Here is a 25319-nt window from a genome sequence, read left to right as displayed (position 1 = left end):
ATTTCGGACAGGAAGGACGGCTTCTACGCATAAGCGCCCGCCCGTCAGGGCCGGCGCGGCAAATATGCGCGGGCCGCAATACGGCAGTAAGAATATCTGTTATGGATAATGCGAAGGAGAGCGTGAAGGAGCAGGCAGTATTTTGTAATAGTTTTATGAAATAAAATACCCTGCCAGCGTACCGCTCGCAGGGCAGGAGAAGCCACTGTCATTAAGCTGCCGGTTATTTAACCTGCCTTCCGGCCTGTCAGCGGAACGCTTTCTTCTGCGGCGACTGCGGATCGGTATCGTAATCAGCGCAGCTCTGATAGCCTGAATTCATCACGCGACCGGTCTCATCCAGCGCAACAAAATAGGTTTCAAGATGATTACCACGCTGGCCCAGTATGTAAGTCTGGCACGTACCGCGCGCGTGTACCATTGAGACTTCTGAAGAAGGCTGTCCGGCAATCTGGCGTACCTGCTCCCGGGTCATCCCTTTTTTGACGTCTTTAACAACCGGCTGCGTAAACTGATCTTTAGTGCGATCGTAGGCCGTACACCCCGCCAGTAACGCGAAAACTGCCGCTGCGCTCAGAACTCCTGCAAATTTGTTCATTTTTCTTCCTCTTTTGTTTCAGCATGTCCGGTAAGCCTGGAATATAAATCAATTTTTTTCAACTTGTTAACGATCTGACGCACAGATAATGAACAGGGGGCCGCCCTTTCGTCCGCCCGGGGCTAATCATCGCCCCTGCGGCAGGGGAAAACCTGGCGCCGACTTGTCGTTTTCACTGCGGCAGGTTAGTTTAAAATAACGTTTCGCCCCCTGTGGGCGCGTTATTTTACGGAGGGATTATGGGCCTACAGCAAGAGATTATCCGGGCGCTGGGCGTCCAGCCAACGATAGACGCCGAATATGAAGTGCGCCGCAGTATCGACTTCCTCAAGCACTACCTGATGCGCTATCCGTTTCTCAAAACGCTGGTGCTTGGCATCAGCGGCGGCCAGGACTCCACACTTGCCGGTAAACTAAGTCAGTTAGCCATCCGCGAATTGCGTGACGAAACCGGCAACAGCGAGTATCAGTTTATTGCCGTGCGCCTGCCCTACGGCGTCCAGGCCGACGAGAAGGACTGCCAGGATGCGCTGGCCTTCATTGAGCCGGACAGGGTACTGACTGTGAATATCAAAAGCGCCGTGCTCGCCAGCGAGCAGGCGTTGCTTGATGCCGGTATCACGCTGAGCGATTTTGTGCGCGGCAATGAAAAAGCGCGCGAGCGCATGAAAGCACAGTACAGCATTGCGGGCATGACAGGCGGCGTGGTCGTGGGTACCGATCACGCCGCCGAAGCACTGACCGGTTTTTACACCAAATACGGCGACGGCGGCACAGATATTAACCCGCTGTTTCGCCTTAATAAGCGCCAGGGCAAACAGTTGCTTAAACATCTCGGCTGCCCACCGCACCTCTACAATAAAACGCCAACGGCGGATTTGGAAGACGAACGCCCCGCTCTGGCGGACGAAGCGGCCCTGGGCGTGACCTACGAGGATATTGATAACTATCTGGAAGGTAAAACACTGGATGCCCGAGTTACCGCCCTTATCGAAGGTTGGTATCTGAAAACCGAGCACAAGCGTCATCTGCCGATTACGGTCTTCGACGACTTCTGGAAATAACGCTTTTCACAGCAACCACATCTGCCAGGCTGCGACAGCTTTGCGCTACCGCAGGCGTTGGCAAAGCGGGCCGCTGCGGCCCGCTTTGCCCGTTCGCCTGACGTTCCCTTTTCCATCGAACTTCAGGTGAACAAAACGCGCCCTTAACCTTTTAAGCGGCCAGTATGACCATTCACGGTATTACGCGAGCAGCCTGGATTATTCTGCGGGCCTGTGACTGGCGGAAAATTATTCGTCGGCAGCCGGTTTTTTCATATGCGGGCCGCGCGGCTCTTTAGGCATTTTATCGAAATTGGCGACAAACTGCTTTTTCTGCTCCGGCGTCAAAATATTATAAATTTTATTCTGCGTTTCGAGCATAGAGAGCATACGTTCTTTGTGCCCGGCGGTACGGCTGTCAATAAGCGCTTGCGCTTTCGACCGATCGAAGCTGTCGCTGGCGACCACATCACGCATCGCTTTACGGTCATTTTGAACATGGCGCGTCATTTTCTCACGCTCGGCTTTCATAATTTCGCGTACCTGCTGCTTTTGCGCATCGCTCAGATTCAGGCCGTTGAACATCATCATATGCGGACCGCGCGGCCCTTTATGCGCCTGCATTTTTGCAGCGTCTTCTTTCACAACCGTGCTGCTGTCGGCCGCGTGCGCCAGGTTAGCTGCGCCCAGGGCCAGAGCAGAGGTTACAATAATCGCCGTTAATTTACGCATAGTATCTTTATCCTTTTTCAGTTAATCCGCGACAGGTTCATCGCGTTGACGAAAATAAGTTTACGATGCCTCAGGTCAAGTAATCACAGGCGGCGTAAAACAGTGAAAGTATAGAAAACAAAAAAACGTCAATTATGATGAAAATAAGGAGAGTTAAAGAATATTTGCAAAATATAATATCAACAGATTGATTTTAAAAAGTTTATTCAAAAACTCTATCGTATTACAGAAATAAAATAAAGTTGCATAACTGGATTAATCTGAATATTTCCCGCTTACATTAGTGTGGTATTTTCGCGGTGATACAGCGGAAATTTACAACCTCGCCCGCGTTAATCCTGCCTGCAGCCCTGAGGCTGGCGCCGGGTCAGGTAACACCCCAGACTCCCGCTCATGCTCATCGGCTTCCCGCTAACCCGCTGCGTCACGGGCATTTCCCCTCAGGAATCAGGCGCACCAGCCGCAGCGGCTCACCCACACGCCAGTTCAGCGCATCCGCCGCCGCCGCGCTGAGGGTGAGCGTTGCCGCGCACGGATCGCCTGCCAGTAAAATAGCGCGGAAGTCAGTGTAATGTTCATTTGCGACCAGACACAGGGGCCACTCGCCAGGGGGCGGCTCGCCGACGCGGGCGGCAATCCGTCTACTTTCGCAGACCGCACGCACCCGGTCCGTCTCACCTTCCAGCGTCGGGCCGCCGTCAACTATATCAATGTAATGACGATAGCGCAGCCCTTCCGCTTCCAGCACCGCCCGCGCAGGCGCCGTCTGCGGATGTACTACACCTATCGCGGCCTGCGCCTGCGGGGTAAGGAAGGCGATATAAACAGGGTGCCCTGGCATCAGCCCGGCAATAAAGGCTTTTTTACCGGTTGCGCACAGACGATCGGCGCGGCTGAAGTCCATAGAAAAAAAATGGTAGCCCAGACTGTCCCAGAACGGCGAATGTCCCTGAGGATCGCTCACGCCACGCATCTGCGCTACCAGCCTGTCGCTAAAGCGCTCGCGAAACGCCGCGATGAACAAAAAACGCGATTTAGATAGCAGGTAGCCGTTGCCCTCCTTGCGCCAGGCGGGGTCGAGAAACAGCGTGCATAGCTCGCTACAGCCGACGTGGTCGTTGCTGAGCGACAACGCCGGCAGCGCGTTATACACACCCAGCGCTTTCGACGCATGCACCAGCGAGCCAACTCGATAGGTATACCAAGGCTCAGCCAGCCCTACCGCAACATCAATAGCGCAAACCCCAACCACGCGCCCGACTGCCGCGTCCTCCATCACAAAGGTATATCCCCGCTCGCCCGGGGGCAATTCACCATTCCAGGTACGCAGCGAACGTTCAATACGTGCCGCAAGCGCCGCCTCATCGGCGGGCAGCGACGTCAGGCCGCCGCCGGTTTTGGCCGCCAGCGCCATCAGCGCGCGGAGATCGGCGCGGGCCACAGGGCGAATAAATGTCATACGGACCTCTCCAGTACGAAGCGCGCCATACCTTTATCAGGATCCCGTTCAACGATAATCAACGACGGCGTAAACCGCACCACCTCAGCGCCTGCAATAAGCGCCACTTCCCCTTCATCTGCCGCCGTGCAACAGCGTTTTCGCTTTTCCCGCATACCCCGGCGCCAGCAGGCGGTCAAAACCTTTACGGATAACGGAGGGTGACATTACCGTCTCATGCAGTTAACCCGCAGTAATAAAAAAATTACCTTTCGGATTAACTTCAATTCTGACTGTAGATCGCGCGCTTCACGCCGGCCAGCCGGGAAAACGCATATATCAACGTCATTAACGCAATATCAACAGGTTAAATGCAGCGGATACGCATAAAATCTGCATATAAAAATGTATAACTGTCCACAACCGGCCTGCGCGGTACAAAAATAAGAAAAATTATGCAAGGGCGAAGAACTTTCCAGAAATGTGATCGCGGCAAAAATTTCTGCGTTTTTTCACACCGTTACGTACAGCCAGCTCCCCACAGCGGCGCGGGCTGTACGCCGCCATCACGACAAAAGCGCAGCACACTATTTTCTGATACCATCGCTGCCACTATTCAACCTGCACATTGGCGTGACTATGAAATTCGTCTCATTTAATATCAACGGCCTGCGTGCCCGCCCCCATCAACTGGCAGCCATCATCGCACAGCATCAGCCCGACGTTATCGGCTTACAGGAAACCAAAGTTCACGATGATATGTTCCCACTCGAAGACGTCGCAAAGCTTGGCTATAACGTGTTCTATCACGGTCAGAAAGGCCATTACGGCGTGGCGCTGTTGACTAAAGCCACACCGGTTTCAGTACGACGCGGCTTTCCCGGGGACGGCGAAGACGCCCAGCGCCGTATCATCATGGCTGAGATCCCATCGCCGTTGGGCAACATAACGGTCATCAACGGCTACTTTCCCCAGGGCGAAAGCCGCGACCATCCCCTGAAATTTCCGGCGAAAGCGATGTTTTACCAGAACCTTCAGTCCTATCTGGAAACCGAATTAAAGCGCGACCAGCCTGTGTTGATTATGGGTGATATGAATATCAGTCCGACCGATCGGGATATCGGCATCGGCGATGAGAACCGTAAACGCTGGCTGCGCACCGGTAAATGTTCGTTCCTGCCGGAAGAGCGTGAATGGATGGGGCGCCTGCTTGACTGGGGACTGGTTGATACCTTCCGTACTGCAAACCCGCAAACGCAGGATCGCTTCTCATGGTTTGACTATCGTTCGAAAGGTTTTGACGACAACCGCGGCCTGCGTATCGATCTACTGTTGGCAAGCCAGCCGCTGGCGGAGCGCTGCGTTGAAACGGGAATCGATTACGCTATCCGCAGCATGGAAAAACCGTCCGATCATGCGCCGGTCTGGGCAACCTTCAGGCTGTAACGTCACGTGAAAATCCCTAAAATTATGCTACTGTGCGCTCTGCCGGGCGCATTTTTCATTATCGTTGTTTTACTTCCTTCCGGCTGGCTGACAATGCAGACGCTCAGCGCGCAGCAGCAGGCGCTGGCGGCGCACGTCAGCCAGATGCCGACCCGAAGCGCCGCGCTTTATTTCATGCTTTACGCGGCGATCGCAATGCTGTCAATTCCGGGCGCGGCAATCCTGACTCTTCTTGGCGGCGCGCTGTTCGGCTTCTGGCAGGGGCTGTTGCTGGTTTCATTTGCATCAACGCTCGGCGCGACGCTGGCGATGCTTGCCAGTCGCTATCTGCTGCGCGACTGGGTCGCGCGCCGCTTCGCAAAACAAATGACCTACTTTAATCGCGGCCTCGCCCGCGACGGCGCCTTCTATCTTTTCGCTCTGCGGCTAATGCCGTTTTTTCCCTTTTTTCTGGTCAACCTTCTGGCAGGCCTGACCTCGCTTGATATACGTCGCTACTGGTGGGTTAGCCAGGCAGCGATGCTGCCCATGACGGCTCTGGTACTTAACGCCGGGCGCGAACTCGGGCGGTTGACCTCCCTGCGCGATATCCTGTCGCCGGGTATACTGTTTGCGTTTACGCTACTGGGGTTATTGCCGCTGATAACCCGCTGGCTGCTGACTCGCTATTTTCGTTCATCACACTAACAGGTAAACATTATGCGCCGTGCGCGTTTATGTCTATTTCTTTCCGGCCTGCTGCTGTCTGGCCCGCTGCTTGCTAACCCGGACTGGCAGGCCGTGCAGCAGGAGGCAAAAGGTCAAACCGTCTGGTTCAACGCCTGGGGCGGCGATGAGGCGGTAAATCGTTATCTGGACTGGGTTAGCGGCGAGGTAAAAACCTATTACGCCATCAACCTTAAAATCGTCCATCTGGCGGACGCCGCCGATGCCGTTAAGCGCATCCAGACCGAGGCCGCCGCCGGGCGCCGCACAAACGGCTCGGTCGACCTGTTGTGGATAAACGGTGAAAATTTCCACACGTTAAAACAGGCGAATCTGCTGCAAACCGGCTGGGCGCAAACCCTGCCAAACTGGCGCTACGTTGATACAACAAAGCCCGTGACAAAAGATTTCGCCCTCCCCACCGACGGCGCAGAGTCGCCCTGGGGCAGCGCGCAGTTAACCTTTATTGGCCGTAAACAGAGCATGCCGGTCGCACCGCGCAGCCCCAACGCGCTGCTTGAATACGCACGCCAGCATCCGGGGAAAGTCACTTACCCGCGTCCACCCGATTTTACCGGCACTGCCTTTCTGGAACAGCTTCTACTGGCGCTGAGCGCAACTCCCGAAGCGCTAAACGCACCGCCGCAAAGTGCTACTTTCGCGGCGGTCACCGCCCCGCTGTGGCGCTACCTCGACGCGCTGCATCCTTACTTATGGCGTGAGGGAAAAGATTTCCCCCCTTCACCTGCGCGTATGGATACACTGCTCGCCGCGGGCCGTTTGAACCTGTCGATAACCTTTAATCCAGCCCACGCGCAACAAAAGGCGGCCTGCGGTGAACTGCCCGCAGACAGTTTCAGCTTTGGCTTCAACGCAATGATCGGCAACGTGCACTTTGTGGCAATACCGGCCAACAGCGCCGCCAGCGCAGGGGCAAAGATTGTCGCTAATTTCCTCCTTTCCCCGCAGGCGCAGATACGTAAGGCCAACCCCAACGTCTGGGGCGATCCAGGCGTGCTGGACGGGCAAAAACTGACTGGCGACCAGGCCCGGGCGCTTCGCCAGTTTACCCCCCCGGATTTGCCGGACGTGCTGGCGGAACCTCACGCCGCATGGATTAACGCACTGGAGCAGGAATGGCTTCGACGCTACGCCACCCGCAAGGCTGGCTAATCCGAATAGCGATGGCGGTTATCTATTTGCCGCTCATCCCGGCTGGCGCAATACTTATCGCGCCGGCGCTTTCCAAAACCGCATGGCGGGAAATGGTACGCGATCCGCAGCTCCTACCGGCGCTGGCCGCCACACTAGTTTCAACGCTGATAGCCACCCTCGGCGCGCTGGCTATCGCGCTTTGCATTGTCGCTGCGCTGTGGCCCGGCGCACGCTGGCGGCGGCTGAGCACGCGCCTGCCCTGGCTGCTGGCTATTCCCCACGTCGCCTTTGCCACCGCCGCCCTGCTAATTTTTGCCGAAGGCGGCGCGTTTTACAGACTCTGTAGCGCCTGCTCCGCGCTGTCCGATCCCTATGGCGTGGGGCTTGGCCTGACGCTGGCGGTAAAGGAGAGCGCGTTTGTTTTGTGGGCTATCTACGCCGCTCTGCCGGAAAAAGCGCTGGCGCAAAAAATGGTAATACTGAAGACGTTCGGTTACGGGCGTCTTCAGGGTTTATGCTGGCTGGTGCTGCCCGCAATCGCTCCGGCGCTTGGCGCAGTCATGCTGGCGGTAGCGGCATGGTCAATTTCGGTAGTTGACGTGGCCATCATTCTTGGCCCCGGCAACCCGCCTACGCTCGCAGTGCTGGCTTGGCAGTGGCTCAGCCAGGGCGATGCGCAACAGCAGGCTAAAGGCACGCTGCTGTGCCTGGTTTTACTTTTGTTACTTGCGCTCATGTCCATCGCCGGGTTCTACGCCTGGCAGGCCTGGCGGCGTACTCTTCCTGCGACAACCGGCATTCGCTATCGCTCCCGCGCGCCGGTTATCGGCAACGCGCTCGGCTGGCTGCTGCCGTTAACCGGCCTGCTCTGCGCGCTTGTCCTGCTGCTGTTGGCGCGCTATGGCGGTATAACTCTCGCCCCGCTCAACGCCAGCCTTTCGTTTGGCCTCTTTTCAGCCATTATCGCGCTGGCGCTGGCTATGCTCTGGCTGGAATGGGGGCCGCGGCGCGGCGCGCGCTGGGTGTGGCTGCCGCTGGCGCTGCCTGCATTGCCGCTGGTCACAGGCCAGTATGCTATTGCGCTACATCTGAGGCTTGACGGCGAATATATCGCAGTACTGTGGGGGCATTTGCTGTGGGTACTGCCGTGGACGCTGTTGGTGCTACAGCCCGCCTGGCGCAGGCTTGATCCGCGTCTTATGCTCATCGCCAGTACACAGGGCTGGCAGCGCGGCAAAATTTTCTGGCTGGTAAAATGTCCGCTGCTGCTTCGCCCAATGCTACTTGCCTTCGCGACCGGCTTTTCCGTCAGCGTAGCGCAGTACATGCCTACCCAGTGGCTTGGCGCAGGACGTTACGCTACGTTGACTACCGAGGCGGTAGCGTTAAGCAGCGGCGGCAGTGCGCCGATACTGGCCGGGCAAGCGCTGTGGCTTTTGTTATTAAACGCGGCGATATTTAGCGCCGCCGCGCTTTTATCCCGTCTGGCAGGCCGCTATCGGCAAGGGTTACGATAATGTTGACGGTAAAAAATCTGGTCATTGAAACATTGCTGGAACAGGTTAATTTCAGCGTACAACGCGGGGAAATTTTGACCCTGATGGGGCCATCCGGCAGCGGAAAGTCCACCCTTTTCGCCTGGATGGTCGGCGCGCTGCCTGCGGCTTTTCGCGCACGCGGCGAACTGTGGCTTAACGAACGCCGCTGCGACGCATTGCCGACAGCACAGCGCGGGCTGGGGATCCTCTTTCAGGATGCGCTGTTGTTTGACGCGTTCAGCGTCGGGCAAAATTTGCTTCTGGCGCTGCCCGCAACCACTACGGGCCAGGCGCGTCGGCAAAAGGTCGAACAGGTTTTAGCGGCCGCCGGGCTTGCCGGCTTTTTTAGCAGCGATCCGGCGACGCTTTCCGGAGGCGAGCGCGCCAGAATAAGCCTGCTGCGCGCCCTGCTGGCGCAACCTCAGGCGCTGCTGCTGGACGAACCCTTCAGCCGCCTGGATAACGTACGGCGCAGCGGTTTTCGGGAATGGGTTTTTGCACAGATTCAGGCGCTCAATATTCCTGCGGTGCTGGTTACGCACAATGAGGAAGATATTCCTCCCGGTGGACGGGTTATTCAGCTATCCCGCTGGCAATAACGCGCTAGCTCCTGTGCTGGCACAATGTTTTTCGCGACAGCGCAGTTAAAATAGCGCTCCTTTTCTAAAAAGTCGGGATTGTCGATGAAACGTGTTTCTCAACTAACCGCGCTGACCATGGCCTTTGGTCTCGCCGCCTTTTCCACCTTCGCTGCGGCTATACCGCACTCCTTCACATTAACACAACTGCGACAGCAGCATGGCGTGGTCATTGATACCCGTCCCAGCGCATTTTATAACGGCTGGCCGCAGGCGCCAGGCGGCGCTTTCGGGCATGAACCTGCCGCGCTCAATCTCTCTGCGTCGTGGCTGAGTCTGATGAGCGACACGCAGCTCGCCGACTGGGCGAAACGACATCATCTCATGCCAGACTCGGCCATCGCGCTTTACGGTAGCGATAGCGACAACCAGGCGGTCAGAGCGAGGTTGAACAAGGCAGGCTACTTACACATTTCGCTATTACGCGACGCGCTGCAAGCGCCGGATCGCCTGCAGCGACTGCCCCACTTCGAGCAACTGGTTTACCCTCAGTGGCTTTACCAGTTACAACAGCATAAACCGGTCGTCGCCACGCCTGCAGGAGACTGGAAAGTGTTCGAAGCCGGATGGGGCGCGCCCAAATATTACCTGTTAAGCCACATTCCCGGCGCAGGCTACATCGACACCAATGACGTAGAAAGCGAGCCGCTGTGGAATAAAGTCTCCGATGATAAACTCAAAGCGATGTTGTTAAAACACGGCATTCGCCATGACACCACCGTGATTTTATACGGGCGCGACGTTTACGCCGCCGCGCGCGTGGCGCATATCATGCTGTATGCGGGCGTTAAAGATGTACGCCTGCTGGACGGCGGCTGGAAAACATGGTCAGACGCAGGGCTGCCCGTTGAGCGAGGCATGCCCCCCACCGTGACGCCAGCCAGCGATTTTGGCGCGCCAGTGCCGGGCCAGCCTCAGCTTATGGTAGATATGGAACAGGCACGCGGCATGCTGCGCCGCCAGGATGCCTCGCTGGTCAGCATCCGCTCCTGGCCTGAATTCATCGGTGAGACCAGCGGCTATAGCTATATTAAACCCAAAGGCGATATCGCCGGCGCGCGCTGGGGTCACGCCGGTAGCGATGCCACCCATATGGAAGACTTTCATAATCCGGACGGCACCATGCGCAGCAGCGACGATATCGCTGCAATGTGGAAACAGTGGGGTATCCGGCCGAACCAGCACGTCGCCTTTTACTGCGGCACCGGCTGGCGCGCATCCGAAACGTTTATGTACGCGCGCGCAATGGGCTGGAAGAACATCGCAGTTTATGATGGCGGCTGGTATGAATGGAGCAGTCACCCGCAAAATCCAGTCGCCACGGGGGAACGCGGGCCGGAAAGTTCACGTTAGCATAAGCGAGCGCAGGGTAAGATAGCCGTTCCAGATGCGCGTTGTGGTGGTCAGCCAACACAGCGCGCCAAATATCCAGGCAAACCATGGGAAATACGCCGGAAAAATACAGCACAACACAAACAGTAAAATCGTCTCCGTTCCTTCCGTCAGCCCCCCCAGGTAGTAAAACGATTTGTGCGCATAGCCTGGGTTATCAAGATTGTGCTTTACCGCCAGCGCGGCAAAGGCAAGAAAACTACTGCCGGTGCCGATAAACGCAAAGAGTAGCCACCCGCCCGCCAGCGCATTTTCCGCAGGCGCGGCCAGCACAAAGCCAAACGGCACCAGCGCATAAAACAAAAAGTCACAAACAATATCGAGAAAGCCGCCGGCATCGGTTAAGCCGCGCCGGCGCGCCAGCGCGCCGTCCAGCCCGTCGAGCAGACGGTTGACCACAATGGCCGCCAGCGCTGGCGCATACCAACCAAGCGCCAGAAAAGGCAGCGTCAGCACACCTGTGAGAAATCCGCACAGCGTAAGGCCGTCAGGCGTAACATAAGGCTTATCAAGCATGCCCGCCAGCCGGTTTAACACGGGTTTAAGCCGAGGGTGCAGATAACTATCAAGCATCATTTTTTCCTTTAAATGCGGCGCACAGCCCCTGTGCCGGGATGGCCAGCGCGGCGTTAAAGCGGGCGGACAAATTTTGAAAAGCAATAAGCGCCGTCATCTCCGTTATCGCCGCATCGCTGAAGTATCGCCGCATTTGCGCTTTTATCTCTTCAGTCACCTGCGGCGGCGTCGCGGTCACCGCCTCGGCATAAGCCAGCGCGGCACGTTCTTCATCGCAAAAAAGCGGCGACTCGCGCCACTCGCTTACCGCCTGCGCTTTATCCAGCGCGCCACTGCGTTCGGCCAGACGCAGGCTGTTGGCGTCGATACAAAACGCGCAGTGGCACAACTGGGAAATGCGGGTCATCAGAAGCGAACGCAGCGCCGGCGACAAACGCGCGCGCCGCCGCTCCAGAAAGCCGACAAACAGCGCCACCAGCCAGAACAGGCGCGGCATTCTCCCCCACCAGCGCGTGGGGTTCAGTACGGCGCCAAAGTGTTTTTTCTGCATGACTATAAGAGGTTTTAAACTAACGGGTAGGGTTTGAATCGGCTCCACCCACTCTTCGCGCTTTTTCACCGGCCGCTCCTGATTCGGGACTCGTCAAAAGCTCACGATAATATGTCGGTTTTTACCAGAAAGTATTGACGAACGTGCTAAAAACCGCTGATAACGTGGCCTCAATTATTGAAAAAGACGGCAAAAGATTGATGCAGCGCTCGCCGCGCGCCTTCAGAAAAGCGAAAGCAGGCGCTGGCGCGCGAACGCCCTGAGGCGCAGGGTTTGCAGCTCGCCCGCTACGTCGCCAGCCATCAGCGGGTAATATCGCAGCGTCTTATCTGCCTGCACGCCTGACACGTAACCACTTTTAGCGGCGAGCGACGCCATGCCGCCACATCAGATTTGCGTGGCGTAGGCCGGGCGTTTCGTCTCGCGTCTGCGGTTATGCCGCTGCCGTTGGCATTTATTCTCTTATGCGACGCCAGAGCAGCGGGTTTGTACCGACCGTTTTCTCATCACGCTGGCACTGCAACAGCACGCTCCCAACCCTGATGACCGCGCCCTGTGAATAATTTTGATCCTGATAAACGCAGCACCGGTTACAGGGCTGCGCACGCTGCCCCCTGTGGTTGAAGAGCTCAGGCGCGACGTTCAGCTCTATACCCGGTCGGGGTTGTCTGTCGGCCTGTACGCCTGCTGACCACAGCGCCAACAACCCTGCAATAACGAAACGGCTCATCTTTTTTATCCTCTTTGCTAACGAGTTTATTAACGGCTGAACCACGCCGGAACTTTAATTTCTTATTTTATTTTTAGTTACTCATTGGTTTTATTAATGTTAAAAATGTTTTTAGCCTCATTTTTTACTTGCTTTACAAAGCGGCACGGGTGGTATAGTCGAAAAAAACGACACCTTACACCAATCAACAACATACTTATCTCACCCAAAAGAGGAACTTATATCTATGGATCAGACAGGCTCTCTTGAAACATTCTTAACCCATATTCAACAGCGCGACCCGCATCAGAGCGAATTCGCGCAGGCCGTTCGCGAAGTGATGACTACCCTGTGGCCGTTTCTCGAGCAAAATCCCCGTTACCGTGAAATGTCCCTGCTTGAGCGGCTGGTGGAGCCTGAGCGCGTTATTCAGTTTCGCGTAGCATGGGTGGACGATCGCAACCAGGTGCAGGTTAACCGCGCCTGGCGCGTGCAGTTCAGCTCGGCGATTGGCCCTTATAAAGGCGGAATGCGTTTCCATCCTTCCGTGAACCTGTCGATTCTTAAATTCCTCGGTTTTGAACAAACCTTTAAAAACGCGCTCACCACTCTGCCAATGGGCGGCGGAAAAGGCGGCAGCGATTTTGATCCAAAAGGCAAGAGCGAAGGCGAAGTCATGCGCTTTTGCCAGGCCCTGATGACCGAGCTTTATCGTCATCTGGGGCCAGATACCGACGTACCGGCGGGCGATATCGGCGTGGGGGGACGCGAGGTCGGCTATATGGCTGGGATGATGAAAAAGCTTTCCAACGACAGCGCCTGCGTGTTTACGGGCAAAGGGCTTTCGTTTGGCGGCAGCCTGATTCGCCCTGAAGCCACGGGTTATGGCCTTATTTACTTCACCGATGCAATGCTCAAACGACACGGCCTGGGCCTTGAAGGTATGCGCGTGGCGGTATCCGGTTCCGGCAACGTGGCGCAATATGCCATTGAAAAAGCCATGCAGTTTGGCGCACGGGTGATTACCGCATCCGACTCCAGCGGCACCGTGGTTGACGAAGCGGGCTTTACGGCAGAAAAACTGGCGCGCCTGTGCGAAATTAAAGCCAGCCGCGATGGGCGCGTATCCGACTATGCCCGCGAGTTTGGCCTGACCTATATGGAAGGTAAACAGCCGTGGTCCGTACCGGTGGACATCGCCCTGCCCTGCGCCACGCAAAACGAACTGCATGCCGACGCAGCGCGCCTGTTGATTGCAAACGGCGTCAAAGCCGTCGCCGAAGGGGCCAATATGCCCACCACTATCGATGCGACCGACCTGTTCCTTGAGGCGGGCGTGCTGTTTGCGCCGGGGAAAGCAGCGAACGCAGGCGGCGTGGCCACATCAGGGCTGGAGATGGCGCAAAACGCGGCACGCCTGGGCTGGAAGGCGGAGAAGGTGGATGCCCGTTTACACCACATTATGCTCGATATTCACCATGCCTGCGTGGCATACGGCGGTGAAGCAAAACAGACCAACTACGTGCGCGGCGCAAATATCGCCGGGTTTGTGAAAGTTGCTGACGCCATGCTGGGACAAGGGGTTATCTGAGCCGATACCGGGCGGGGCGGCGCCCGGTCAGGCGGAACATGGGAGAAGCCTGACTGGGTGCGAAAAGCGCCCGGTCTTATGCTCCCCGCCGCCGCGGGAGCGTTTAAACGGGCGAACTGAGCCTGAACGTTTACCCGCCATGCCCCTCTGTTTTGATTAACCGGCGCATGCTGAGCAGGGATAAGCGCCGCTGCCTGGCGACATATCACGGCAGCCAGCGCCGCTCAGGCCGGTTTCTTTTTCCTGAATTTTTTCTTTTTGTCGCTGCTCGCCGGCGCAACGATTCCTCTGAATTGTTTTACCGGCGTATTGCGCGCCTGCTGAATCAGCTCAAAAAGCGTATTCACCAGCGGTTGCATAAAGTCCTGATAGCGACACTGCTTTTCACTAATTTGCGTCAGCACCGATTCCCAGTGCGCGGTCATATCCGGCCTTGCCGCCATCTCCGGCAGCGCGTGGATAAGCGCTCTCCCGGCCTCGGTGGCGTGGATAAAACGGCCTTTTTTGATAAGAAAAGCGCGCTTAAACAGCAGTTCGATGATGCCCGCGCGCGTGGCCTCTGTGCCAAGGCCATCGGTGGCGCGCAGCACTTTTTTCAGCGCCTTATCCTGAACAAAACGGGCGATACCGGTCATCGCAGAAAGCAGCGTGGCATCGGTAAAGTGGCGCGGCGGCTGAGTTTGCCTTTCAATCACCTCGCCTTTTTCACACAATAGTTCATCGCCTTTCGCCACCACCGGCAGCGGCGCGCCGTCGTTATCTTCATCACGCTCCTTCGCCCCAGGCAGCGTACGCCAGCCCGCTTCAGTCAGAAAGCGCGCTTTGGCAATAAATTTACCGCTGGCGATATCCAGCTCAATAACGCATTTGCGGTACACCGCATCCGGACAGAACTGCATCAGATACTGGCGACTTATCAGCGCATAAATATTGCTTTCATTTTCACTCAGCTTCACCGCACTGCTGCGCGCCGTAGGGATTATTGCATGGTGGGCGTCCACCTTTTTATCGTCCCAGCAGCGGTTACGGCGATCGACATCGACCACAGGCTGCGGCAGTTGCGTTGGCGCATGCACGCTAATGGCATTGATAACAGCGTGTCGCCCGGCGAAATGCTCTTCGGGAAGATAACGGCTGTCAGAACGTGGATAGGTAATCAGCTTATGGGTTTCATAAAGCTTCTGGCAAACGTCAAGCACCGTCTGAGCGCTGAGGCCATAACGCTTCGCCGCTTCAATTTGCAGGCTGGAGAGTGAAAACGGCAGCGGGGCGGCCTCGGTCTCACGCTTGTCGCTGTATGCCGTCACCCACGCAGGCTGCCCGGTAATACGCCTGACTACGTGCTCCGCCAGCGGACGGTGCAGCAGACGTCCCTCTTCGTCCTGCCAGGGTTCGCACGATTCGCTGGGCTGCCAGGTGGCAACAAAACGCTCGCCGGCAGGGGTGACGATATGCGCTTTGACCTCGAAGTAATCTTTGGGAATAAAGTTTTCAATCTCTTCATCGCGGCGCACGACCAGGCCGAGCACCGGCGTCTGCACGCGGCCAACCGACAGCACGCCCTGATAGCCCGCGTTGCGTCCAAGCAGCGTCCAGGCGCGAGTCATATTAATGCCGTAAAGCCAGTCGGCGCGGGCGCGGGCCAGCGCCGATACGCACAGCGGTACAAATTCACTGTTGGCGCGCAGCCGTGAAATAGCGCGCTCCACCGCCTGCGGGTTGAGATCGTTAATCAGGCAACGCTGCACCCGCTGGCGCTTTTCCGGCGCCAGCGCCAGGTAGTCGAGCACTTCATCCACCAACAACTGGCCTTCGCGATCCGGGTCGCCGGCGTGTACTACTTCGCTGGCCTCCTGCAGCAGCTTTTTGATGACGTTAAGCTGTTTGGCGACCGACGGGCGCGGCTGCAGCCGCCACTTTTCAGGCACGATAGGCAAATCTGCCAGGTTCCAGCGCGCAAAGCGGCTGTCATAGGCATCCGGCTGCGCCTGCTCCAGCAGGTGGCCGACGCACCAGGTGACTATCTGGCCGTCGCCGCATGCAATGAAGCCATCGCCGCGACGATGCGGCTTTGGCAACACATCGGCAATGGCACGCCCAAGGCTCGGCTTTTCCGCGATAAATAACCGCATGTAATCAGCGGATCTCAATCATCGGACGCCCCGCCTGGGCCTGTCTTAATTCGCCAATGGCAGCAAGCGTCAGGCCCTGCGCCTGCGCCAGCGCCAGCGTCTGGGCCTGCGCGTCTGGCGCAACAGCCAGCAGCAGCCCGCCAGACGTCTGGGGATCGCAAAGCAGATCGCGCCAGGCCTGCGGCATTTCGCCAAGAAAATGGCCATAGCTGGCAATGTTGCGTCCGGTGCCGCCCGGTACGCAGCCCAGCGCGATATACTCTTCCACACCCGGCAGTTTCGGCACGCTGTCATAACGAATTTCCGCCTGCACGCCCGCGCCTTCGCACATTTCCCCTAAATGACCCAACAAACCAAAACCGGTAACGTCGGTCATAGCCTTCACACCGTCCAGCCCGGCAAAGGCGGCGCCCGCGCAATTCATGCGGCACATAACCTCCGTCGCCAGCCCCCGATGTTCCGGTTTAAGCAGCGATTTTTTTTCAGCCGTGGTCAATACGCCAATGCCAAGCGGCTTGGTGAGATAAAGTTTGCAGCCTGCCTGCGCCGTGCTGTTTTTCTTCACCCGCTCGGTAGGGACAATGCCGGTCACAGCAAGGCCGAAAATCGGCTCCGGCGCATCAATAGAGTGGCCGCCTGCCAACACAATACCCGCCTGGCGACAGGCGTGGCGCCCTCCTTCGGTTACTTCGCGGGCAATTTCAGGCGCCAGTTTATCCAGCGGCCAGCCAAGAATGGCTATCGCCATAATGGGCTTGCCTCCCATAGCATAGATATCGCTGATGGCGTTTGTGGCGGCAATACGGCCAAAGTCGAACGGGGAATCGACAATCGGCATAAAGAAGTCAGTCGTGCTGATAACGCTGGTACCGTTGCCAAGATCGTAAACGGCGGCGTCGTCGCGGGTTTCATTTCCCACCAGCAACTGCGGATCGGTGAACTTCGCCTGCGCGCTTTGCAGGATTGTTTCAAGCACTTTCGGGGAAATTTTGCAGCCGCAGCCGGCGCCGTGGCTGTATTGCGTCAAACGAATAGGCTCGTTCATGGATCTCTCCTGTTATTAGCAACGTGGCCTATGGTAGCGCCAGAACGCCGGGCTGATAAGTACGGCTAACTGAATTGCCTTGCAACCGCTCACAATCCGCGCAGCCCCACGCGCGTCATTCAGAAGCGGCGTACAAAAGGCGTGGTATCCGGCACGCTGATAGTGGTGGAAGCCTTAAGCTGGGGGGTGCCAAGATAGAGAAAGCCGACTATGCTATCCTGCTCGCGGCAACCGAACGCAGAGCGCACGCTGGGGCTATCGATCCAGGGGCCGCTGCGCCAGATGCCGTTATAGCCCTGAGCGACCGCCGCCATCTGCATTGCCGCCACCGCGCAGCCGGCAGAAACCACCTGCTCCCAGCGCGGTACTTTATGATGTTCGGTGCAGTGCGCCACTACGGTGATAATAAGCGGCGCGCGAAACGGCGAACTGCGCGCTTTTTCACGCGCCTTATCGTCCAGCCCGATCTCCAGCGCAGCGGCCTCAAGCAACTGGCTGAAACGCTCGCGCCCCTCGCCTTCAATCAGGAAAAAACGCCAGGGTTGCAGCGTGCCGTGATCCGGCGCACGCATTGCGGCACGCAAAATGTTTTCCAGCGCTTCATCGGCCGGGGCCGGTTCAGCCAGGCGCGACGCGCTGCGCCGGTTAACGAGCAGTTCTAATGCATCCATCTGGTAGCTCCTGTTGGTAATATGGCAAAGAAGCTAGCACAGCGACCCCAATTGTGTCAGCACAGGCGATTCATGCTGACATTTCGGCGGCGGATATTTAGGATGTTCATCATTCTGGCTGCGGTGCGGCCATTCATGCTGCAATGGAGAAAATATGCATACACTATGGCGAGCTGTCGCCGTTTTTTTCAAAGGGAGCTGGCGGCTGCTCAACTTTGTCAGAAACCTGGTATTAAATCTGTTTTTTATTCTCTTTGTCCTGATTTGCCTGGGCATCTGGATGCAGTTTCACACCGGGGCCTCCCAGCCGGTGCGTGAGGGCGCGCTGTTGCTCGATATTTCCGGTGTGGTGGTGGATAAACCTGGCGTCAGTAACAAACTGGGCGTGATTGGCCGCCAGTTGTTCGGCGCAAGTTCCGACCGCCTCCAGGAAAATTCGCTATTCGATATTGTAGACGCCATACGCCAGGCGCAGGGTGACAGGCATATCACCGGCATGGTGCTGGATCTGAGCAACTTCGCCGGCGGCGATCAGCCCTCATTACGCTATATCGGTAAAGCGCTCCAGGCGTTTCGCGACAGCGGCAAACCCATCTACGCCTATGGTGATAACTACTCCCAGAGCCAGTATTACCTGGCAAGCTTCGCCAACACCATCTGGATGTCCGCGCAGGGTGAAGTCGATCTGCATGGCTTCGCCACTAACGGCCTGTATTACAAGTCACTGCTCGATCAGTTGAAAGTCACCACACACGTTTTCCGCGTCGGCACCTATAAATCGGCGGTAGAGCCCTATTTACGCGACAATATGTCCGATGCGGCGCGCGAAGCGGACAGCCGCTGGCTGGGCCAGTTATGGAACGGCTACCTTGAAACCGTCGCGGCAAATCGAAAAATACCGGCGCAGCAGGTGTTTCCAGGCGCCCAGCCGATCATTGATGCGCTGAAGAAAAACGGCGGCGATACCGCCCGGTACGCACTCGATCATAAGCTGGTCGATAAGCTCGGCACGGCGGCGCAGTTCAGCGCCACGCTGGCCAAACAGTTTACGCTGAATTCGAAAACGCCGAAGGCGTCAAAGGAGAAAATTTATCAGGGCATCAGCTACTACGACTATCCTGTGAAAAAAGCGCCGGAGCGCGGCGGCGCTATCGCTGTAATTTATGCCAGCGGCGCCATTATGGACGGCGAGGAAACGCCGGGCAACGTCGGCGGCGACACCACGGCGTCACAGATTCGCGACGCACGTCTGGATGCAAACGTGAAAGCAATTGTGCTGCGTGTAAACAGCCCCGGCGGCAGCGTTACCGCCTCCGAAACGATTCGTGAAGAACTGGCGGCGGCGAAGGCGGCTAACAAGCCGGTGGTCGTCTCAATGGGCGGCATGGCCGCGTCGGGCGGCTACTGGATCTCCACGCCTGCCGATTACATCATCGCAAGCCCCACCACACTCACCGGCTCAATTGGCATCTTCGGCATTATTAATACATTAGAGAACAGTCTCGACAGCATTGGCATCCATACCGATGGCGTGGCGACATCGCCGCTGGCCGACGTGACCGTGACCAAGGCTCTGCCGGACGAAGTGCGCCAGATGATGCAGTTGAGTATTGAGAACGGCTACCTGCGCTTTATTAACCTCGTAGCGGCCTCCCGTAAGAAAACGGTCGAACAGGTCAATGAGATTGCCAAAGGCCGCGTCTGGACCGGGCTTGATGCGAAAAACAACGGGCTGGTGGACAGCCTCGGCGATTTTGACGACGCGGTGAAAAAAGCAGCCGAACTGGCGAAACTGAAAAGCTGGCATCTGCGCTACATTCAGGATGACCCCGCTCTGTTGGATATCCTCATCAGCGGCTTTAGCGGCTCGGTGCGCGCAATGCTGCCTCAAACGCTACAGGCGCTGTTGCCCGCGCCGCTGGCGCAGACTGCCGAAGCGCTGAGGGCCGGAAGCGAGAAGTTGTCAATACTGAATGATCCACGCAACCGCTACGCGATTTGTCTGCGCTGCGGCCAGGTGCGTTAATCCATAAAAAGCCCGCGCTGCGGGCTGAAACTGCTGACAAACCCCATCCTGTCGCGGACAGGATGGGTGAAACGCAATAAAAAATAAGGAAAATCAATGCATTGATTTTCGCCTGCTTATCACAAAGAAGGTAAAACCCCGTTTTTTCCTTCTTTGTCAACAACCTGAGCCCGCGCTGCGGGCTGTTTTTTTCCGTCTACCCCACTATACTCTGCCCCTGTTTCTTCGCGGCCCGGGTTATTTCATGAAAAAAAAATCTATTTATGTCGCCTATACCGGCGGGACTATTGGTATGCAGCGTTCTGAGCAGGGATATATTCCGGTCTCCGGCCATTTACAGCGCCAGCTTGCGCTAATGCCGGAATTCCACCGCCCCGAAATGCCGGCCTTCACCATTCATGAATACCAGCCGCTGATGGACTCATCGGATATGACGCCGGACGACTGGCAGCATATTGCCGAGGATATACGCGACCATTACGACGAATACGACGGCTTTGTTATCCTGCACGGAACCGATACGATGGCGTTCACCGCCTCGGCGCTCTCTTTCATGCTCGAAAACCTCGCAAAGCCCGTTATTGTGACCGGCTCTCAAATCCCACTCGCACAGTTGCGCTCCGACGGCCAAACCAATTTGCTTAATGCGCTGTTTGTTGCCGCCAACTACCCGATTAACGAAGTTACGCTGTTTTTCAACAACCGGCTTTATCGCGGCAACCGAACCACTAAAGCGCACGCTGACGGCTTTGACGCTTTTGCCTCGCCGAATCTGCCGCCGCTGCTGGAAGCCGGTATCCATATTCGCCGCCTGAATACGCCGCCTGCCCCCGGCGCAAGCGGCCCGCTGGTCGTCCATAATATTACGCCGCAGCCGATTGGCGTGGTGACCATTTATCCGGGCATTTGCGCCGATATGGTGAGAAATTTCCTGCGCCAGCCGGTGAAAGCGCTGATCCTGCGCTCCTACGGAGTGGGCAACGCGCCGCAAAACAGCGATTTTCTTCATGAACTCAGGCAGGCCAGCGCACGCGGCATCGTCGTGGTCAACCTCACCCAGTGCATGTCCGGCAAGGTAAACATGGGCGGCTATGCCACCGGCAACGCGCTGGCGCAGGCAGGCGTAGTGGGCGGCGCCGATATGACAGTGGAAGCCACGCTAACCAAACTACACTGGCTGTTGAGCAAAAAGCTGGCCGCAGACGACATTCGCAGCGCCATGACGCAGAACCTGCGCGGCGAGCTCACCACTGATGAATAAGGAGAACGCTATGACGCAACGCGCGCTTTTGATTATCGACCTGCAAAATGATTTTTGTGCCGGCGGCGCGCTGGCCGTGGCGGATGCCGACAGCACGCCTGACGTCGCCAACGCACTTATAGCCTGGTGTAAAACGCGCGGCGATGCGGTACTGGCAAGCCAGGACTGGCACCCGGCCAACCACGGCAGCTTTGCCAGCCAGCAGCAGACGCAGCCTTTTACCCAGGGCGAACTGGACGGCCTGCCCCAGACCTGGTGGCCGGATCACTGCATACAGCATACTGACGGTGCGGCGCTGCATCCGCAGCTTAAGCAACAGGCGATTGACGCCGTATTCTACAAAGGGGAAAACCCGGCCATTGACAGCTACAGCGCGTTTTTTGACAATGGCCGGCGCCAGCAAACGCAGCTTAACGGCTGGCTGGCGCATCACGGCATTCACGAGTTGATTGTCATGGGGCTTGCCACTGACTACTGCGTAAAATTTACGGTGCTCGACGCGCTGCGGCTCGGTTACCGGGTCAACGTCATTACCGACGGATGCCGCGGCGTCAACATCGGCGCACAGGACAGCGCTCTGGCGCTGCGGGAGATGGCGGCGGCAGGCGCCAGGCTGTATACGCTTGCTGACTGGCTGGAACAAGACCCTCGCGGGCATTAAAAAACGACGCTGCGCCCTGTAGGGCAGGCTAAAACAATAGCGTGAAAAACCGCAGGCGGCGCAGCCTGCCGCCTGCGCTGTTTTTATGGCGTGGCGTTAACCCTTCACCGCCTTTTCGCCGCTCCGGAGCGCCTCGCGCGCCGGATTTATTCCGGCTTAAGCGTGGCAATCGCCTCAGGCCCAATGCCAAACAGCGCTTTTAGCTGTTGTTTACTTTTCATTACGATCTGGCCATCGGTGCCAACCGTCATATGCTGTGGCTCGCTGTTATGGCGCGCCTGCCACAGCAACACCAGTTGAAGCGCGTTTTCCTTTTGCTCTGGCGTCAGCGCTACCCCGTCCGGCCATTTCCCCAGCGCCACGGCCGTGGACAGCCGCTCATACACCTGCGGCGTAACAGCGCTAATCAGTTCATCAATATTCACGGTGTCCGTCTCCTGTTGGAATAGTGAGCTGAAACGTTTCTTTATCCCTTTACCTGTTCGCCGTCGTCGTCTGAAAAACTCAGCGACGCAGAGTTCACACAATAACGCTCGCCGGTAGGCTGCGGTCCATCAGAAAAAACGTGGCCAAGATGCGCCCCGCACTTGCCGCAGCGAATTTCAATACGCTGCATACCGTGTGAATTGTCTTCGATATACTCAATAGCCCCTTCACTCACCGGCTCATAAAAACTCGGCCATCCGCAGCCTGAATCAAATTTACTTTGTGAACTGAACAACGGCGCGTCGCATACCAGACAATGGTATACGCCATCGCGCTGATTGTGCAGCAAGCGTCCGGTAAACGGCGGTTCCGTGCCGCGCTGCTGCGTGACCCAAAACTGCATTTCAGAGAGGCGCTTTTTTAATGTTTCAGAGGTTTTGCTGTCGGACATAATACACCTGCTTAACACGACGTTTCGCTCTCAAGGATAGCCGGGATTATAACAAAACATTAACAGCAAGGTGGCAACTTTTGTTCTACACTCCTCCAACGGGTACAGCCCAGGGCGTATTTGTGACCCTGCTCACACATTTACCGCTCTTCCCCTTTAAAATCCTGCGTATTGCCCCCATGTGGGTTGCAGCCGACAGGAAGAGTGAAGGCAAATCGGACGCAAATCGGTGATTCAGCGGATTGATTTGTCGCAATGATTGACACGATTCCGCTTGACGCTGCGTAAGGTTTTTGTAATTTTACAGGCAACCTTTTATTCACTAACAAATAGCTGGTGGAATATATGACTATCAAAGTAGGTATCAACGGTTTTGGCCGTATCGGTCGCATTGTTTTCCGTGCCGCTCAGAAACGTTCTGACATTGAGATCGTTGCTATCAACGACCTGCTGGACGCAGACTACATGGCTTACATGCTGAAGTACGACTCTACTCACGGTCGTTTCGACGGCACTGTTGAAGTGAAAGACGGACATCTGATCGTTAACGGTAAAAAAATCCGTGTTACCGCTGAAAAAGACCCGGCTAATCTGAAGTGGAATGAAGTGGGCGTTGACGTTGTCGCTGAAGCAACCGGTATCTTCCTGACCGACGAAACCGCGCGTAAACACATCACCGCCGGCGCGAAAAAAGTTGTGCTGACCGGCCCGTCTAAAGACGACACCCCGATGTTCGTTCGCGGCGCTAACTTCGACAAATATGCCGGCCAGGACATCGTGTCCAACGCTTCCTGCACCACCAACTGCCTGGCGCCGCTGGCGAAAGTTATCAACGACAACTTCGGCATTATCGAAGGCCTGATGACTACCGTTCACGCGACTACCGCAACGCAGAAAACCGTTGACGGCCCGTCTCACAAAGACTGGCGCGGCGGCCGTGGCGCGGCTCAGAACATCATCCCGTCTTCTACCGGCGCTGCAAAAGCGGTAGGCAAAGTTCTGCCGGAACTGAACGGCAAACTGACCGGTATGGCTTTCCGCGTTCCGACGCCGAACGTTTCTGTTGTTGACCTGACCGTGCGTCTGGAAAAAGCGGCAACCTACGAGCAGATTAAAGCTGCGGTTAAAGCCGCCGCCGAAGGCGACATGAAAGGCGTTCTGGGCTACACCGAAGACGACGTGGTTTCCACCGATTTCAACGGCGAAGTTTGCACTTCTGTATTCGATGCTAAAGCCGGTATCGCGCTGAACGACAACTTCGTGAAGCTGGTTTCCTGGTATGACAACGAAACCGGTTATTCTAACAAAGTTCTGGACCTGATCGCTCATATCTCCAAATAAGACGAGATGAGGCAGTGATTGATAAAGGGCGACTTCGGTCGCCCTTTTCTGTTTCTGCCGCAGCCTGCGCTTACGGATCAATGACAGAGGATGCGCTGATGATTGCCACCATTTTTACCCTGCCGGAGCAGGAAATACTGACACCGTCGCTGACCCGCCGCCAGATGGGCGAACTGGACATTCTGGTCGTCAACCACCCCGCCGTACGCGCCGCCGTGGCGCTACAGGGCGCTCACCTGCTGGCCTGGAAGCCGCAGGAGCAAGAGGAGGTGCTGTGGTTGAGCGATAAAACCGCCTTCGCACGCGGCAAAGCCATTCGCGGCGGCGTGCCGCTGTGCTGGCCGTGGTTCGGCCCGGCGGCGCAGGAAGGCCTGCCCGCACACGGTTTTGTCCGTAACCTGCCGTGGAAGCTGGACGCTTATCAGGAAACCGACGAAGGCGTGGAGCTAACGCTTACGCTAAAATCCAGCGACGATACGCTTCGCCAGTGGCCGCACGCGTTCACGCTTTACGCCCGTTTTTCCCTCGCAAAGACCTGCAATATTGCGCTGGAGGCGCACGGGGATTTTGAAACCACCTGCGCGTTGCACAGCTACTTTAATGTAGGGAATATCAATGATGTGAAGGTGAGCGGGCTTGGCAAGCGGTATGTGGATAAAGTCGCCGGCGGCGAAGGCGAGCTGGCGGACGGCGTACAGACATTCCCGGACCGTACCGACCGCATCTACCTCGCGCCTGAGGCCCGCAGCCTGATCCACGATGCCCGCCTGCATCGCGTGATTGAAGTCGCGCACCGCCACCATAGCAACGTTGTGGGCTGGAATCCCGGCCCGGCGCTATCTGCCAGCATGGGAGACATGCCGGACGATGGCTATCAAACCTTCGTTTGTGTGGAGACGGCCGCCATCAATACGCCGCAAAGGGCGCGCCCGCAGGCGCCTTCCTGCCTTAGCGTCACGCTGCGCGTGGTGGAATAAACCTGGACTGCTGCCGGTTGGCTAAGCTAACCGGCATCTATTCGCCTGAAAACAGATGCGGCTTTTATACCCTGCTTACGCAATCGACAATGAATAGCGTTAAGCCCGGGCCGTTGTTTTATCCGGTTTTGCAGCGACCCTTTATTCAGCGTGGGGAAAACAACACTGCCCCGCCGCAGCGTGGCGGCATTCAATATCAGTTTTCAGCCGCTCGCAATCTCGCAATAAAGAGAATAAAGAGGGCAAAAACGTGTTTTTGCCCTCTTTAGCATTAAAC

The 25319-nt window shown here is 56.9% G+C and carries 26 protein-coding genes; 13 read left to right on the top strand and 13 right to left on the bottom strand.

Annotated features, from left to right (window positions below; genetic code table 11):
* Positions 1 to 247: 247 nt before the first annotated feature.
* Entirely contained in the window at positions 248 to 598 is a 351-nt protein-coding gene (osmE, locus tag JJB97_RS02555; protein ID WP_238712240.1) for an osmotically-inducible lipoprotein OsmE, read from the bottom strand.
* A 239-nt stretch (positions 599 to 837) separates the two neighbouring features.
* Here osmE and nadE point away from each other — a divergent pair, with 239 nt between their 5' ends.
* Positions 838 to 1662 (top strand): ammonia-dependent NAD(+) synthetase, encoded by an 825-nt coding sequence (gene nadE / locus JJB97_RS02550; protein WP_238712239.1) that lies wholly within the window; start codon positions 838 to 840, stop codon positions 1660 to 1662.
* Positions 1663 to 1890: 228 nt separating this feature from the next.
* Here nadE and spy read toward each other — a convergent pair whose 3' ends face one another.
* The 3 genes from spy to JJB97_RS02535 form a co-directional block, all read right to left on the bottom strand.
* On the bottom strand, positions 1891 to 2373 hold the full coding sequence (gene spy / locus JJB97_RS02545) for an ATP-independent periplasmic protein-refolding chaperone Spy (protein ID WP_238712238.1): 483 nt from the start codon (positions 2371 to 2373) through the stop codon (positions 1891 to 1893).
* Positions 2374 to 2797: 424 nt separating this feature from the next.
* Complete coding sequence (gene astA / locus JJB97_RS02540; RefSeq protein ID WP_238712237.1) at positions 2798 to 3832, bottom strand: arginine N-succinyltransferase; 1035 nt, start codon at positions 3830 to 3832, stop codon at positions 2798 to 2800.
* On the bottom strand, positions 3829 to 3987 hold the full coding sequence (locus JJB97_RS02535; protein ID WP_238712236.1) for a hypothetical protein: 159 nt from the start codon (positions 3985 to 3987) through the stop codon (positions 3829 to 3831). The genes astA and JJB97_RS02535 overlap by 4 nt, the downstream gene beginning before the upstream one ends.
* 463 nt (positions 3988 to 4450) lie before the next feature.
* Between JJB97_RS02535 and xthA the strand changes: the two genes are divergently transcribed.
* From xthA to JJB97_RS02505, 6 genes are all read left to right on the top strand, one after another.
* Entirely contained in the window at positions 4451 to 5257 is an 807-nt protein-coding gene (gene xthA / locus JJB97_RS02530; RefSeq protein ID WP_238712235.1) for an exodeoxyribonuclease III, read from the top strand.
* 6 nt (positions 5258 to 5263) lie between these two features.
* Complete coding sequence (locus tag JJB97_RS02525) at positions 5264 to 5944, top strand: TVP38/TMEM64 family protein (protein ID WP_238712234.1); 681 nt, start codon at positions 5264 to 5266, stop codon at positions 5942 to 5944.
* 12 nt (positions 5945 to 5956) lie between these two features.
* A complete protein-coding gene (locus JJB97_RS02520) occupies positions 5957 to 7135 on the top strand; it encodes an ABC transporter substrate-binding protein (protein WP_238712233.1) in 1179 nt (392 codons plus the stop codon).
* Positions 7099 to 8634, top strand: a complete 1536-nt coding sequence (locus JJB97_RS02515) for an ABC transporter permease family protein (RefSeq protein ID WP_238712232.1) — start codon at positions 7099 to 7101, stop codon at positions 8632 to 8634. The genes JJB97_RS02520 and JJB97_RS02515 overlap by 37 nt, the downstream gene beginning before the upstream one ends.
* Positions 8634 to 9254 carry an ATP-binding cassette domain-containing protein gene (locus JJB97_RS02510; RefSeq protein ID WP_238712231.1) on the top strand — a complete coding sequence of 207 codons (621 nt, stop codon included), beginning with the start codon at positions 8634 to 8636 and terminating at the stop codon, positions 9252 to 9254. Before JJB97_RS02515 ends, JJB97_RS02510 begins: the two co-directional genes overlap by 1 nt.
* 84 nt (positions 9255 to 9338) lie before the next feature.
* Positions 9339 to 10646: a sulfurtransferase gene (locus tag JJB97_RS02505; RefSeq protein WP_238712230.1), complete on the top strand. Its 1308-nt coding sequence runs from the start codon at positions 9339 to 9341 to the stop codon at positions 10644 to 10646.
* Here the strand turns inward: JJB97_RS02505 and JJB97_RS02500 are convergent.
* The 4 genes from JJB97_RS02500 to JJB97_RS02485 all read right to left on the bottom strand — a co-directional run bounded on the left by JJB97_RS02500 (position 10638) and on the right by JJB97_RS02485 (position 12481).
* Positions 10638 to 11258 carry a CDP-alcohol phosphatidyltransferase family protein gene (locus tag JJB97_RS02500; protein WP_238712288.1) on the bottom strand — a complete coding sequence of 207 codons (621 nt, stop codon included), beginning with the start codon at positions 11256 to 11258 and terminating at the stop codon, positions 10638 to 10640. The two genes, JJB97_RS02505 and JJB97_RS02500, sit on opposite strands and share 9 nt — an antisense overlap.
* Positions 11251 to 11751: a carboxymuconolactone decarboxylase family protein gene (locus tag JJB97_RS02495; RefSeq protein WP_263457839.1), complete on the bottom strand. Its 501-nt coding sequence runs from the start codon at positions 11749 to 11751 to the stop codon at positions 11251 to 11253. The genes JJB97_RS02500 and JJB97_RS02495 overlap by 8 nt, the downstream gene beginning before the upstream one ends.
* Before the next feature lie 222 nt (positions 11752 to 11973).
* Positions 11974 to 12129: a hypothetical protein gene (locus tag JJB97_RS18510; RefSeq protein ID WP_263457836.1), complete on the bottom strand. Its 156-nt coding sequence runs from the start codon at positions 12127 to 12129 to the stop codon at positions 11974 to 11976.
* A 76-nt stretch (positions 12130 to 12205) separates the two neighbouring features.
* Positions 12206 to 12481 (bottom strand): DUF1496 domain-containing protein, encoded by a 276-nt coding sequence (locus tag JJB97_RS02485; RefSeq protein ID WP_238712228.1) that lies wholly within the window; start codon positions 12479 to 12481, stop codon positions 12206 to 12208.
* 226 nt (positions 12482 to 12707) lie between these two features.
* Between JJB97_RS02485 and gdhA the strand changes: the two genes are divergently transcribed.
* Complete coding sequence (gene gdhA, locus JJB97_RS02480; RefSeq protein ID WP_238712227.1) at positions 12708 to 14051, top strand: NADP-specific glutamate dehydrogenase; 1344 nt, start codon at positions 12708 to 12710, stop codon at positions 14049 to 14051.
* A 224-nt stretch (positions 14052 to 14275) separates the two neighbouring features.
* Here gdhA and JJB97_RS02475 read toward each other — a convergent pair whose 3' ends face one another.
* The 3 genes from JJB97_RS02475 to JJB97_RS02465 all read right to left on the bottom strand — a co-directional run bounded on the left by JJB97_RS02475 (position 14276) and on the right by JJB97_RS02465 (position 17899).
* Positions 14276 to 16183 (bottom strand): DNA topoisomerase III, encoded by a 1908-nt coding sequence (locus JJB97_RS02475; RefSeq protein ID WP_238712226.1) that lies wholly within the window; start codon positions 16181 to 16183, stop codon positions 14276 to 14278.
* Positions 16184 to 16187: 4 nt separating this feature from the next.
* Positions 16188 to 17228 carry a selenide, water dikinase SelD gene (gene selD, locus JJB97_RS02470; RefSeq protein WP_238712225.1) on the bottom strand — a complete coding sequence of 347 codons (1041 nt, stop codon included), beginning with the start codon at positions 17226 to 17228 and terminating at the stop codon, positions 16188 to 16190.
* Between the two features lie 119 nt (positions 17229 to 17347).
* Positions 17348 to 17899, bottom strand: coding sequence for an NAD(P)H nitroreductase (locus JJB97_RS02465; protein WP_238712224.1), 552 nt, complete (start codon positions 17897 to 17899; stop codon positions 17348 to 17350).
* 154 nt (positions 17900 to 18053) lie between these two features.
* On the opposite strand from JJB97_RS02465, the gene sppA reads away from it, so the two are divergent.
* The 3 genes from sppA (at position 18054) to pncA (ending at position 21847) form a co-directional block, all read left to right on the top strand.
* Positions 18054 to 19925 carry a signal peptide peptidase SppA gene (gene sppA, locus JJB97_RS02460; protein ID WP_238712223.1) on the top strand — a complete coding sequence of 624 codons (1872 nt, stop codon included), beginning with the start codon at positions 18054 to 18056 and terminating at the stop codon, positions 19923 to 19925.
* 244 nt (positions 19926 to 20169) lie between these two features.
* Positions 20170 to 21186 (top strand): asparaginase, encoded by a 1017-nt coding sequence (gene ansA, locus JJB97_RS02455; protein WP_238712222.1) that lies wholly within the window; start codon positions 20170 to 20172, stop codon positions 21184 to 21186.
* Between the two features lie 10 nt (positions 21187 to 21196).
* The gene (gene pncA, locus JJB97_RS02450) at positions 21197 to 21847 is read left to right on the top strand and encodes a bifunctional nicotinamidase/pyrazinamidase (RefSeq protein WP_238712221.1); all 651 of its coding nucleotides are present in this window, start codon (positions 21197 to 21199) and stop codon (positions 21845 to 21847) included.
* A 146-nt stretch (positions 21848 to 21993) separates the two neighbouring features.
* Here pncA and JJB97_RS02445 read toward each other — a convergent pair whose 3' ends face one another.
* The gene (locus JJB97_RS02445; RefSeq protein ID WP_238712220.1) at positions 21994 to 22272 is read right to left on the bottom strand and encodes a YeaC family protein; all 279 of its coding nucleotides are present in this window, start codon (positions 22270 to 22272) and stop codon (positions 21994 to 21996) included.
* A 41-nt stretch (positions 22273 to 22313) separates the two neighbouring features.
* Positions 22314 to 22724, bottom strand: coding sequence for a peptide-methionine (R)-S-oxide reductase MsrB (msrB, locus tag JJB97_RS02440; RefSeq protein ID WP_238712219.1), 411 nt, complete (start codon positions 22722 to 22724; stop codon positions 22314 to 22316).
* A 345-nt stretch (positions 22725 to 23069) separates the two neighbouring features.
* On the opposite strand from msrB, the gene gapA reads away from it, so the two are divergent.
* Both gapA and JJB97_RS02430 read left to right on the top strand, forming a co-directional pair.
* Positions 23070 to 24065 carry a glyceraldehyde-3-phosphate dehydrogenase gene (gapA, locus tag JJB97_RS02435; protein ID WP_238712218.1) on the top strand — a complete coding sequence of 332 codons (996 nt, stop codon included), beginning with the start codon at positions 23070 to 23072 and terminating at the stop codon, positions 24063 to 24065.
* Positions 24066 to 24163: 98 nt separating this feature from the next.
* The gene (locus JJB97_RS02430; protein WP_238712217.1) at positions 24164 to 25042 is read left to right on the top strand and encodes a D-hexose-6-phosphate mutarotase; all 879 of its coding nucleotides are present in this window, start codon (positions 24164 to 24166) and stop codon (positions 25040 to 25042) included.
* The last annotated feature ends 277 nt before the right edge of the window (positions 25043 to 25319 follow it).

It is taken from the genome of Tenebrionibacter intestinalis, assembly GCF_016632365.1.
Lineage (GTDB): Bacteria > Pseudomonadota > Gammaproteobacteria > Enterobacterales > Enterobacteriaceae > Tenebrionibacter > Tenebrionibacter intestinalis.
Note: the sequence above shows the minus strand (reverse complement) of the source record. Positions and strands in the feature narration are given on the sequence as shown.

Excerpts from the sequence above, each read along its gene's own strand:
- osmE (WP_238712240.1), bottom strand. The coding sequence starts at position 598 with ATGAACAAATTTGCAGGAGTTCTGAGCGCAGCGGCAGTTTTCGCGTTA.
- JJB97_RS02485 (WP_238712228.1), bottom strand. The coding sequence starts at position 12,481 with ATGAGCCGTTTCGTTATTGCAGGGTTGTTGGCGCTGTGGTCAGCAGGC.
- JJB97_RS02515 (WP_238712232.1), top strand. The coding sequence starts at position 7,099 with ATGGCTTCGACGCTACGCCACCCGCAAGGCTGGCTAATCCGAATAGCG.
- spy (WP_238712238.1), bottom strand. The coding sequence starts at position 2,373 with ATGCGTAAATTAACGGCGATTATTGTAACCTCTGCTCTGGCCCTGGGC.
- gdhA (WP_238712227.1), top strand. The coding sequence starts at position 12,708 with ATGGATCAGACAGGCTCTCTTGAAACATTCTTAACCCATATTCAACAG.
- JJB97_RS02495 (WP_263457839.1), bottom strand. The coding sequence starts at position 11,751 with ATGCAGAAAAAACACTTTGGCGCCGTACTGAACCCCACGCGCTGGTGG.
- astA (WP_238712237.1), bottom strand. The coding sequence starts at position 3,832 with ATGACATTTATTCGCCCTGTGGCCCGCGCCGATCTCCGCGCGCTGATG.
- JJB97_RS02535 (WP_238712236.1), bottom strand. The coding sequence starts at position 3,987 with ATGCGGGAAAAGCGAAAACGCTGTTGCACGGCGGCAGATGAAGGGGAA.
- JJB97_RS02505 (WP_238712230.1), top strand. The coding sequence starts at position 9,339 with ATGAAACGTGTTTCTCAACTAACCGCGCTGACCATGGCCTTTGGTCTC.
- JJB97_RS02520 (WP_238712233.1), top strand. The coding sequence starts at position 5,957 with ATGCGCCGTGCGCGTTTATGTCTATTTCTTTCCGGCCTGCTGCTGTCT.
- JJB97_RS02475 (WP_238712226.1), bottom strand. The coding sequence starts at position 16,183 with ATGCGGTTATTTATCGCGGAAAAGCCGAGCCTTGGGCGTGCCATTGCC.
- nadE (WP_238712239.1), top strand. The coding sequence starts at position 838 with ATGGGCCTACAGCAAGAGATTATCCGGGCGCTGGGCGTCCAGCCAACG.
- pncA (WP_238712221.1), top strand. The coding sequence starts at position 21,197 with ATGACGCAACGCGCGCTTTTGATTATCGACCTGCAAAATGATTTTTGT.
- JJB97_RS02500 (WP_238712288.1), bottom strand. The coding sequence starts at position 11,258 with ATGCTTGATAGTTATCTGCACCCTCGGCTTAAACCCGTGTTAAACCGG.
- JJB97_RS18510 (WP_263457836.1), bottom strand. The coding sequence starts at position 12,129 with ATGGCGTCGCTCGCCGCTAAAAGTGGTTACGTGTCAGGCGTGCAGGCA.
- gapA (WP_238712218.1), top strand. The coding sequence starts at position 23,070 with ATGACTATCAAAGTAGGTATCAACGGTTTTGGCCGTATCGGTCGCATT.
- selD (WP_238712225.1), bottom strand. The coding sequence starts at position 17,228 with ATGAACGAGCCTATTCGTTTGACGCAATACAGCCACGGCGCCGGCTGC.
- ansA (WP_238712222.1), top strand. The coding sequence starts at position 20,170 with ATGAAAAAAAAATCTATTTATGTCGCCTATACCGGCGGGACTATTGGT.
- JJB97_RS02465 (WP_238712224.1), bottom strand. The coding sequence starts at position 17,899 with ATGGATGCATTAGAACTGCTCGTTAACCGGCGCAGCGCGTCGCGCCTG.
- xthA (WP_238712235.1), top strand. The coding sequence starts at position 4,451 with ATGAAATTCGTCTCATTTAATATCAACGGCCTGCGTGCCCGCCCCCAT.
- msrB (WP_238712219.1), bottom strand. The coding sequence starts at position 22,724 with ATGTCCGACAGCAAAACCTCTGAAACATTAAAAAAGCGCCTCTCTGAA.
- sppA (WP_238712223.1), top strand. The coding sequence starts at position 18,054 with ATGCATACACTATGGCGAGCTGTCGCCGTTTTTTTCAAAGGGAGCTGG.
- JJB97_RS02430 (WP_238712217.1), top strand. The coding sequence starts at position 24,164 with ATGATTGCCACCATTTTTACCCTGCCGGAGCAGGAAATACTGACACCG.
- JJB97_RS02510 (WP_238712231.1), top strand. The coding sequence starts at position 8,634 with ATGTTGACGGTAAAAAATCTGGTCATTGAAACATTGCTGGAACAGGTT.